Source organism: Microbacterium sp. SLBN-146 (genome assembly GCF_006715145.1).
GTDB lineage: Bacteria > Actinomycetota > Actinomycetes > Actinomycetales > Microbacteriaceae > Microbacterium.
Genome location: NZ_VFMR01000001.1, coordinates 576,163 through 586,174, shown reverse-complemented (window position 1 = coordinate 586,174; position 10,012 = coordinate 576,163). Strand labels below are relative to the sequence as shown.

Below are 10,012 nucleotides of genomic sequence, written 5' to 3'. Positions count from 1 at the left end.
GCGCCCCGAGGGAGGCGCCACGCCGTCCGGGGCGCGATCCGTCCGTCCGGGGCGGGACTCGGCCGCTGCGGCGGGGCGGCGTCAGTCGCCGAGCGCCTCCGACACGACGGCGCGGGCCTCGGCCTGCACTTCGGCGAGGTGCTCCGGGCCGCGCAGCGACTCGGCGTAGAGCTTGTACACGTCCTCCGTGCCCGACGGGCGAGCCGCGAACCACGCGCTCTCCGTCTGCACCTTGAGACCGCCGATCGCCGCGCCGTTGCCGGGAGCGTGCGACAGCTTCGCCGTGATCGGCTCGCCCGCGAGCTCCGTCGCGGTCACGGCATCCGGTGACAGCTTCGCGAGCTGCGCCTTCTGGGCGGGGGATGCCGGTGCGTCGACGCGCTGATACGCCGACGAGCCGTACTCGGCCTCAAGCTCCGCGTAGCGCTGCGACGGGGTCTTGCCCGTCACGGCCAGGATCTCCGCGGCCAGAAGACACAGAAGGATGCCGTCCTTGTCGGTCGTCCACACCGAGCCGTCGAAGCGCAGGAACGATGCGCCGGCCGACTCCTCGCCGCCGAAGGCGATCGAGCCGTCGAGAAGACCCGGCACGAACCACTTGAATCCGACGGGGACTTCGTAGAGCCTGCGGCCGAGCGCTGCCGCGACCTTGTCGATGATCATCGACGACACGAGGGTCTTGCCGACGGCGGCATCCGCGGGCCAGCTCTCGCGGTGCGAGTACAGGTAGTCGATCGCGACCGCGAGGTAGTGGTTCGGGTTCATGAGGCCCGCATCGGGCGTCACGATGCCGTGCCGGTCGGCATCCGCATCGTTGCCTGTCAGGATGTCGTACTCGTCGCGGCGCGCGACGAGAGACGCCATGGCCGACGGAGATGAGGGATCCATCCGGATCTTCTCGTCCCAGTCGAGGGTCATGAACCTCCACGTCGGATCGACGTCGGGGTTGACGACCGTCAGGTCGAGACCGTAGACCTCGGCGATGAGCGCCCAGTACTCGACCGATGCGCCACCGAGCGGGTCGGCACCGATCCGCACGCCCGCCTTCGCGATCGCGTCGACGTCGATGATCGTGGCGAGGTCGCGGACGTACGCGTCGCGGAAGTCGTACTGGCCCAGTGCGTCGGCGTCGAGGTCGGCGAAGCGCGTGCGAGCGATGCCCTCGAGCCCTGACGCGATAAGTTCGTTCGCCCGGTCCGCGATCCAGCCCGTGGCATCCGTGTCGGCCGGACCGCCGTTCGGCGGGTTGTACTTGAAGCCGCCGTCTCGCGGAGGGTTGTGCGACGGAGTGACGACGATGCCGTCGGCGCGGCCCGGGTCGTCGAGCGCGCGGCCGCGGTTGTAGGCGAGGATCGCGTGCGAGAGAGCAGGGGTCGGAACCCACGAGTCGCGGCTGTCGATGCGCACGTCGATGCCGTTCGCGACGAGCACCTCGATGGCGCTCCGCTCGGCGGGGAGTGAAAGGCCGTGCGTGTCGCGGCCGAGGAACAGGGGCCCCTCGATGCCCTGAGCGCGACGGTAGTCGACGATCGCCTGCGTCGTGGCGAGGATGTGGTCCTCGTTGAAACTCGTCGACAGCGAGGAGCCGCGGTGGCCGCTCGTGCCGAACGCGACGCGCTGGGCGGGCACCGAGGCATCCGGCTTTCGGTCGTAGTAGGCAGCGATCAACTCGTCGATGTCGATGAGGTCGGATGCTTCGGCTGGCTGTCCTGCGCGAGTCATGCCCCTAGTCTGCCTCTCGCGCACCGTCGCGCGCACCCGCGCGTCACAATCGTCAGGGGATTCAGACGGCGAGCGGCTCCGCACCGTCAGGAGCACCGTGTGCGACGAAGGCCTCGAGAGTGGCGCGCAGCGCGGGGGAGTCAGCCTGCGTGCGGCGATGCACGGCGAGCACGTCGCGGGTCGAGGCCGGGTCGACCGTGGGGATCGCCACGAGTTCGGGACCGAGATCCCCGCGCCCGAGCCGCGGGACGAGCGCGATGGCGAGACCCGCGCGCGCCAGTTCGAGGTGATTGGCGAACTCCATCGACTCGTGCACGATGCGGGGCGCGTTCGGCACGCCGTCGAAGAGGCGACGCAGCCACTGGCGGCAGATCGTGGCGTCGAAGGTCGCCACCCATCTCTCCTCGGCCAGCTCCTGGGGGTGGAGCACGGCGCGATCCGCGAGCGGATGATCGCGATGCAGGATCACGTCGGCGACATCGGTGAACAGCGGAGTGGCCACGAGGTGGTCTGGCATGGCCAACGCGACGCCGCCCCACCGGTGCACGATCCCGAGGTCGCGCTGTCCCGAGGCCACGAGCGCGATCGACTCCCACGGCTCGCTCTCGCGCAGTGGCACGCGAAGATCGGGATGCCGGTCGCCGAGACCCGCGAGCACGGGGACGACGAGTCCGCGCACGACGGTCGAGAAGGCCGCCAAACGGATCTCACCCGTGACACGCTCGGGCTCGAGTGCCGTGGCGTGGAGGTCGGCCCGCAGCCGTTCGAGGTCGGCGAGGATCGGCGTCGACGCGACGACGAGCCGCGTCCCGGCATCCGTCAGCACCACGCCTCTTCCCGCGCGTTCGACGAGCGCGACTCCCGTCTCGCGCTCCAGCCGCTTGACCTGCTGCGAGATCGCGGAAGGCGTGAACCCCAGGTGCCCTGCGGCCGCGACGACGCTCCCCTGCGTTGCCACGGCGCGGAGGGCGACGACGGCTTCGAGATCAATCATGAAGGAATGCTACCGATTTTGAAGTAAATAGCATCGCTTGTTCTTCATCCGATGAACCGCTGGTATGGAGACGTGACCCGCCGTGACATGATTCTCGCCGCCTTCGTCGCGACCCTCTGGGGCGTCAACTTCGTCGTGATCGACTGGGGGATGTCCGGCATCCCACCGCTGCTGTTCGTTGCGATCCGCTTCGTGCTCGTCGCCGCGCTCGTGGTCGTCGTGCCTCGCCCCGCGGCGTCGTGGCGCACGATCGTGGGCGTCGGGCTGTTCATGAGCCTCGGGCAGTTCGGCCTGCTCTACACCTCGATGGCTCTCGGGCTCCAGCCCGGACTCGCCGCGCTCCTGCTGCAGGCGCAGGCCGTCTTCACGGTCGTGATCGCCGCGGGTGTTCTGCGCGAGCGGCCGACCACGGCGCAGCTGGTCGGCGTCGTCATCGCGACGGCGGGCCTCGGCATCGTCGCAGCCGGACGCGGAGGGGACGCTCCGGTCCTCGCCGTCTGCCTCGCCCTGGCCGCCGCCCTCTCGTGGGCCGTCGGCAACGTCATCTCGCGGCGAGCGGGCACGGTGAGCGGTCGTGGTCCCCTCGGGGCGCTGTCCCTCACGGTCTGGTCCGCCCTCGTCGTGCCCGTGCCCGCTCTGGCGCTCGCCGTCGTCGTCGACGGACCCGAGGCCATCGCGACCGGCCTGGCGGCTTTCGGCTGGCGACCGCTGCTCTCGACGCTCTACACCGCCGTCCTGTGCACGGTGGTCGGATACGCCATCTTCAACGGCCTCCTGGCTCGCAACCGGTCGGCGGCCGTCGTGCCCTGGGTGCTGTTGGCGCCGGTGGTCGCGATGATCTCGGCCGCCCTCCTGCTGGGCCAGATCCCCACGCCGGCCGAGGCCATCGGCGGGGTGATCCTCGTCGTCGGCGTCCTCGTCACGAGTGTGCGGCGGCGCGGGCGTTCAGAATTCAGTCTGCGCGTCAGCCGGAGTGCCTCCCGGTCGCGCGTCTCGGCGCCTGTCGCCGAGACAGCCCGCGCTGCAGACTGAATTCTGAACGCGCGGCGGCCAGGTGTGCCGTAGCTCCGCCTCGCTGGGGGCGTGAGCCGCACGGGCGGCCGGATCCCCGAGGGCGTGCCCCCGGGTCAGGCGGAGTTGTGACACGCGGCCCCGACCGACCTCGCGCCGTTAGGCTGAAGCGCGTGACTGCCGACGCCGGACTTCGCACCTACAGCTTCCTGGGACCCGCCGGGACGTTCACCGAGGCGGCGCTCGCGCAGGTCCCGGAAGCCCGCGGCCAGCGCTGGCGCCCCGTGCGGAACGTGGGCGAGGCGCTCGCCGACGTCGTCGACGGACGGTCGGATGCCGCGATGATCGCCATCGAGAACTCGGTCGACGGCGGGGTCTCGACGGCGCAGGACGCCCTCGCGACCGTCCCGGGCCTGCGGATCGTGGGCGAGTACCTCGTGCCGGTCGAGTTCGTCCTCGTCGGCCGCCGTGGCTCGACGCTCGCCGACGTCTCGCTCATCTCGGCTCACCCCGTCGCCTACGCGCAGTGCCTCCAGTGGCTGACCGCGACGCTCCCCGCCCACGCCCACATCCCCGCGGCGAGCAATGTCGCGAGTGCCGTGGGTCTCATCGACGGGTCGAGCGATGCGGATGCCGCGATCGCCCCTCCCGGCATCCTCGAGCACCACGACGTCGAGCTCCTGGCATCCGGCATCGGTGACAACGCGAAGGCGATGACGCGCTTCTTCCTCGTGAGCCGCACGGTCGCCCCGCCGCCGCCGACGGGTGCCGACAAGACGTCCCTCATCGTCGAGCTCCCCGACGACCACCCCGGTGCTCTGCTCGAGATGCTCGAGCAGTTCGCGACGCGCGGCATCAACCTGTCGCTCCTCGCCTCTCGTCCGATCGGCGACGAGATCGGGCGCTACCGCTTCGTCATCGACGCCGACGGTCACATCCAGGACGAGCGGATGGCCGATGCCCTCCTCGGCCTTCGCCGGTTCAGCCCCCGGGTGACGTTCCTCGGGTCCTACCCCCGCGCCGACCGTCAGGTCGTGCACTACCCCGACCGCTACTCCGACGACGTGTTCGTCGAGGCGCGCGACTGGCTGCGCGGCATCCTGAGCGGGGAGCCCGGCGTATGAGCGTCTTCGATCCGGCCGATGCGCGGCACCAGCACGCGCTCGAGCTGCTCCGCACGCGCGAGATCGGCTGGCTCGGGACGAACGGGCGCAACGGCTACCCGCACGCCGTGCCTGTGTGGTTCCTGTGGCACGACGACGCGATCCTGACGTTCAGTCAGCCGCACGCGGCGAAGGCGCGCAACCTCGCGGAGGATTCGCGTGCGATGTTCCAGCTCGAGACCGCCGACGACGGGGAGGACTGGCTGCTCCTGCAGGGCGTCGTCGAGTTCTCCGAGGAGCCGACCGAGGCCTGGATGGACCGCGTGGGAGAGCCCTACCTCGCGAAGTACCGAGCGGGACTCGATGCGCTCGGCTGGTCGCTCCCGCGCATGACGGGCGACTTCTCGCTCGCGCTGATCTTCCGCCCGAACCGTCTCATCCTCGGGTAGCGGCTGCCAGCAGCTCGAGCGTCTGGCGCCGTCCGGTCGCGGCATCCAACGGCTCGGCGTCGAACGATCCCGCGACGGGCGAGATCATGATTTCGTCGACGCCGTGGCGCGCCGCGAACTCGGTGAGCTCGGCCGCGACCGATGCGCCCGTGCCGACGAACCACGTCGCGCGGGTGGTCTGCATGACGGATGCCGCGAGCCCATCGAAGTCGTCTGCCCCGGCGATCGACTGCTCGACCGACTCGAGGGGAGTGAGCGGCATGTTGCTCCGCAGCCGCGCCATCATCCGCAACTGCGGGAGTGCGCGCTGCTCAGCTTCCTCGGCGGTCTCGGCGGCGATGACGTTCGCCGTGACGAACGTACGGGGGGCGTCGAGTGTCGCGGACGGCTGGAACTGCGTGCGGTACAGCTGGAGGGCGCGCTCGAGCCCGGCGCCGGAGAAGTGGTTCGCGAAGACGTAGGGGAGTCCGAGGGATGCCGCGAGCTGAGCCGAGTAGTCGCTCGACCCGAGGAGCCACACCTCGGGGGTCGTCGTGGCGGCGGGCGTCGCGCGCACGTCGTACGTGCCGCCCGACGTGAAGCGGATGGACGCCCCGTCGGGGGCGACGAGCCGCAGGATGTCGTTGATGTGCTCGGGGAAGCGCTCGACGTCGCTCGTCGTGCCCGACATCCGCAGGAGCTGCGTGATGACGGGGTCGCTTCCCGGCGCGCGGCCGAGCCCGAGGTCGATGCGTCCCGGCGCGATCGCTTCGAGCGCAGCAAACTGCTCCGCGACGACGAGGGGCGAGTGGTTCGGGAGCATGACGCCGCCCGATCCGACACGGATACGGCTCGTCCGTGAGGCTGCGGCCGCGATGAGGACGGGCGGCGTCGTCGAGGCGACGGCGGGCATGTTGTGGTGCTCGGCGAACCAGTACCGCCGGTAGCCGAGGTCGTCGGCGAGGGAGACGAGGTCGAGGGATGCCGCGATGGCTTGCGCGGAGCTCTGCCCGGCGCGCACGCCGACGAGGTCGAGGACGGACAGGGCGGGAGCGGGCGTAGCAGGCATCGGCGGAGACAACCGCGGGGACGCCGCGCGCATTCCATGCCGCCTGCCTCGCGAGACGAGTGGGCCCCGCGGCGTTGCAGCCGCGGGGCCCGTGTCTGTTCGGGTCAGACTGTCAGCGGAGCGTGAACTCCATCGTCGTGGTGTTCCCGGCGACGTCGTAGACGACGAGGCTGTTGGCGCCGGCCTTGGCTCCGAACACGCCAGGCTTGACGAAATTCACGTCGGACCAGGCATTGTTCGACAGATCCTTCACGACACCGTTGAGCACGACCTTGTCGATCTTGCCCGCGTCGTAGAGCTTGAAGCTCACGAGCGAGTAGCCGCCGTTCGATCCAACCGTCTCATTCGCGCCCGTCTTGACGGTGACGGTCGGCTTCGTGGCGTCGACGGTCACGTCGAACGTCTTCGTCGCGGAGATGTTCCCCGACGTGTCCTGTGCGTTGTACCGCACGGTGTATGCGCCGTCCGGGAGCGTGACGTTCGCGGTGTGCGACGCCGACACGGCACCGCCGGCCGCCGATTGCGTGCTCTTGACGAGCGTCGTGCCGCGGTAGACGTTCGCGACGATCCGCGTGAGCCCCTTGTTGTCGGTCGCGTCGACCGTGAGGGTGAGCGTCGGGAAGGGGCCGGCCGTCGTCGGCGAGACGAGCGTCGCCGTCGGACGGATCGTGTCCTCCACGAGCCCCGACGACCGGAAGTTGTCGGAGTGCATGCGGAACGAGTCGCGGAGGTGCGGCATCCAGCATGCGTCGTTGTGCCGGCCCTCCGGCTCGACGAGCCACGTGTGCGGAACCCCCTTCGTCGTGAGAGTCGCGCTCATCGAGCGTGCCGCGTTGTCGAAGCGATACTCGTCGAACTCGCACGCGTCGAAGTAGAAGTCGTACGCCGACAGCTGCTCCGTCGTCATGCCCGCGACCTGAGCGAGCGGCGTCGGAAGTCCCGCCGACGAGAAGCTGAGCGCGCCGATGTGGGATGCCAGTGAGGAGAACTTGTCGGGGTTGGACAGTCCGATCGAGTAGGCGCCGAAGCCTCCCATCGACACGCCGCTGAGTCCACGGAACTCGCGCGTCGGGAGTGTGCGGTACTCGGCGTCGACGAGCGGCATCATCTCCGTGAGGAACATGCTCCGCCACGGGACGCCGTTGGGCTGGTCGGCGTACCAGAGCGACTCGCCGTCGGGCATGATGACGATCGACTCCGCCAGGCCTTCGGCCCAGAGCCCGTCGAGGACGTCGTCGATGTCGCGCGGCTCCCACTCGCGGCTCCCGCCGTTGATCCCGTGGAAGAGGTACACGACGGGGTAGGAGCGGTTCGGCTCTTCGAGGTACGACGGCGGGAGGTAGGTGACGAACTCGCGCGGGGATCCCTCGAGCGTCGAGTCGACCGTCTCGCGGAAGAAGCGCGACGCGTTTCCCGTCTCGGTGAGCGTCGAGCTCGAGAACCGCAGGAACTGCTGCGCGGCCGGCTGGAAGGTGTACGGCTGGCCGTCTCGCGTGCCGGTGATCGTGCGGTTGGTGTCGACGATCAGGCTGCCGTCGGCCCCCTGCACGACTTCGACTTCGCCGTCGGTGAGGGTCAGCGTGCCCGACTCCGCGAGCCACGACCGCAGCTCGCGTTCGCGGCGCTCCTTCGAACGACCGTCGTGGAAGTAGTCCTTGTCGAGGGTCGCGAGGTACGCGCGGATGTTCCCCGAGGCGAGGGCGGCACGCTGGGCCGCGAGGAAGGCGTTCACGGCTGCCGTCTGCTCGGCCGATGCGAGCGGCCCCGAGATGCCGTAGACGTTCTCGCGCACGGCATCCTTCGAGAAGATCCCGACGGGTCCCTCGTACCAGCCGCCGCCCCCGTTCATGTCGTAGAGCCGCACGGCGAGCGTGTTCTCGCCCCCGAAGTTCGGTGCGTCGGCGGGAACAGGATACAGACGCTTCTCGAACCACTGGCTGCTCGCGGCGGGTGGCATCGTGCCGGACCCGCCGATGCGTACGCCGTTGAGGAAGGCCTCGTCGATGTCGTCGAGGAAACCGAGCGAGGCCACGAGGTTGGTGCCCTGAGCCTCTGCGGGGAGTGTGAAGTCGAGGCGGTACCAGGCGAAGCCGTCGTAGCTCGCAAACGGCGATCCGTCACCGGGCACCTGGATGTCGGACCAGGCCGAGTCGTCGAACGAGGGCGAGGCGTACGACGGGTCGTCGCCCTTCGTGAACTTCCACGTGCCTTCGAGGTCGATGGAGACCGTCGCGGGTGGGGCGCTCTGGGCGAGCGCCGGCGGGGCGATGAGGACGGATGCCGCGACCAGTGCGGCGATCCCTCCGGCGAGTGCGGCGCGATGCCGTCGGGGGGTGCGGGTATCCACAAGCTCCTGCTTCATTGTCGGGAGAACGCGCGGCGACATCGCCACACGGCGGAACACGGAGTGTTCACGTTCACAGAAGCGCATAAAGCACGCTGTGAACGTGAACAGGTTGGCACTCTCGCACTCTGGTGTCAACGCGGCAGATCGATCCGCCGCTTCCGACGGCCGAGTCGCCCGTCGCTCTCGCGGTCGGCGTCAGGCGGATTCGCGCCAGACGACGGGGCACGCGAGCACGCGGCTGTGCGCGTCGGGCTCTTCGCCGCGGATCTGGCGCAGCACCGACTCGGCGGCAGCGCGGCCCAGCTCGCCGGCCGGCTGGTGCACCGTCGAGAGGGGAGGGTCGCAGCGGAGCGCCCACGAGCTGTCGTCGAAGCCGACGATCCCGACGTCCTCCGGAATGCGGCGCCCTGCCGACTGCAGGACGTCCATCGCGCCGGCGGCGACGGCGTCGCTCGAGGCGAAGACGCCGTCGATGTCAGGGCAGCGCGCGAGGAGCGCCCGCATGCCGTCCTGCCCGTCGGAGAACGAGTAGAGCGGCACGCGCTCGACGAGCTGCGGGTCGAACCGGTTGCCGAGGGCGTCGACGAACCCGGCGAGGCGGTCCGACCCCGAGTCGCGGTCCAGGGCCGCGGCGATCATCCCGATCTTCGACCGCCCCGTTCCGGCGAGTCGCGTCGTGATCTCGCGTGCCGCAGCGCGGTTGTCGATCGCAACGTAGGCCGCGTCGCCGATGTCGCGCGGGTGCCCGACGAACGCGGCGGGGAGCTGCAGCTGCGAAACGGCCCGCGTGATCGGGTCGCCGACGCGCGCCGAGACGACGATGACGCCGTCGATGAGCCCCGCCCCGAGGAACTTCGAGAGGCGCTCGATGTCGCGCGGACTGTCGGCGATGAGCGAGGCCATCTGGTAGTCCGCGTCGGAGAGCGCCGAGTTCGCGCCGAGGAGGATCGAGGCGATGTTCGGGTCCTCGACGAACAGCGAGTGCGGCTCGTGGATGATGAGGCCGATGGCCTGCGAACTCTGCACGACCAGGCTCCGCGCGGCGCGATTGGGGACGAATCCGACCTTCTCGATGGCGGCGTCGATGGCGGCTCGCGCCTCATCGGAGACGTACGGCTGACCGTTGAGAACTCGGCTGACGGTACCCCGGGAGACCCCTGCCTCGAGGGCGACGTCCTTCACTGTCGCTCGGCGTCGTCGTCCGTTCGTTTCCACGGCACCCATCGTATGTGCACGAACACAATCCGGTAACGGTGTGTTGACAGTGGTCTGGAGTGTGCTTACTCTGTTCACGTTCACAGAACCTCAGCGCAGAGGAATCGCGCTCGGGACTGTGCA

General features: G+C 69.8%; 8 protein-coding genes. 3 read left to right on the top strand and 5 right to left on the bottom strand.

Annotated features, from left to right (window positions below; genetic code table 11):
- Positions 1 to 81: 81 nt before the first annotated feature.
- Positions 82 to 1,722 (bottom strand): phosphoglucomutase (alpha-D-glucose-1,6-bisphosphate-dependent), encoded by a 1,641-nt coding sequence (gene pgm / locus FBY39_RS02430; RefSeq protein ID WP_141930078.1) that lies wholly within the window; start codon positions 1,720 to 1,722, stop codon positions 82 to 84.
- 61 nt (positions 1,723 to 1,783) lie between these two features.
- Positions 1,784 to 2,716, bottom strand: coding sequence for a LysR family transcriptional regulator (locus FBY39_RS02425; protein WP_141930077.1), 933 nt, complete (start codon positions 2,714 to 2,716; stop codon positions 1,784 to 1,786).
- Between the two features lie 72 nt (positions 2,717 to 2,788).
- Between FBY39_RS02425 and FBY39_RS02420 the strand changes: the two genes are divergently transcribed.
- From FBY39_RS02420 to FBY39_RS02410, 3 genes are all read left to right on the top strand, one after another.
- Positions 2,789 to 3,748 carry an EamA family transporter gene (locus FBY39_RS02420; RefSeq protein ID WP_141930076.1) on the top strand — a complete coding sequence of 320 codons (960 nt, stop codon included), beginning with the start codon at positions 2,789 to 2,791 and terminating at the stop codon, positions 3,746 to 3,748.
- Between the two features lie 152 nt (positions 3,749 to 3,900).
- Positions 3,901 to 4,851, top strand: coding sequence for a prephenate dehydratase (gene pheA / locus FBY39_RS02415; protein WP_260837401.1), 951 nt, complete (start codon positions 3,901 to 3,903; stop codon positions 4,849 to 4,851).
- Positions 4,848 to 5,279, top strand: a complete 432-nt coding sequence (locus tag FBY39_RS02410; RefSeq protein WP_141930075.1) for a pyridoxamine 5'-phosphate oxidase family protein — start codon at positions 4,848 to 4,850, stop codon at positions 5,277 to 5,279. Before pheA ends, FBY39_RS02410 begins: the two co-directional genes overlap by 4 nt.
- Here the strand turns inward: FBY39_RS02410 and FBY39_RS02405 are convergent.
- The 3 genes from FBY39_RS02405 to FBY39_RS02395 all read right to left on the bottom strand — a co-directional run bounded on the left by FBY39_RS02405 (position 5,266) and on the right by FBY39_RS02395 (position 9,889).
- The gene (locus FBY39_RS02405; protein WP_396652238.1) at positions 5,266 to 6,327 is read right to left on the bottom strand and encodes an LLM class flavin-dependent oxidoreductase; all 1,062 of its coding nucleotides are present in this window, start codon (positions 6,325 to 6,327) and stop codon (positions 5,266 to 5,268) included. The genes FBY39_RS02410 and FBY39_RS02405 overlap by 14 nt on opposite strands.
- 112 nt (positions 6,328 to 6,439) lie before the next feature.
- Entirely contained in the window at positions 6,440 to 8,674 is a 2,235-nt protein-coding gene (locus FBY39_RS02400) for an alpha/beta hydrolase-fold protein (RefSeq protein ID WP_141930073.1), read from the bottom strand.
- Positions 8,675 to 8,869: 195 nt separating this feature from the next.
- Positions 8,870 to 9,889: a LacI family DNA-binding transcriptional regulator gene (locus tag FBY39_RS02395; protein ID WP_396652237.1), complete on the bottom strand. Its 1,020-nt coding sequence runs from the start codon at positions 9,887 to 9,889 to the stop codon at positions 8,870 to 8,872.
- Between the last annotated feature and the right edge of the window lie 123 nt (positions 9,890 to 10,012).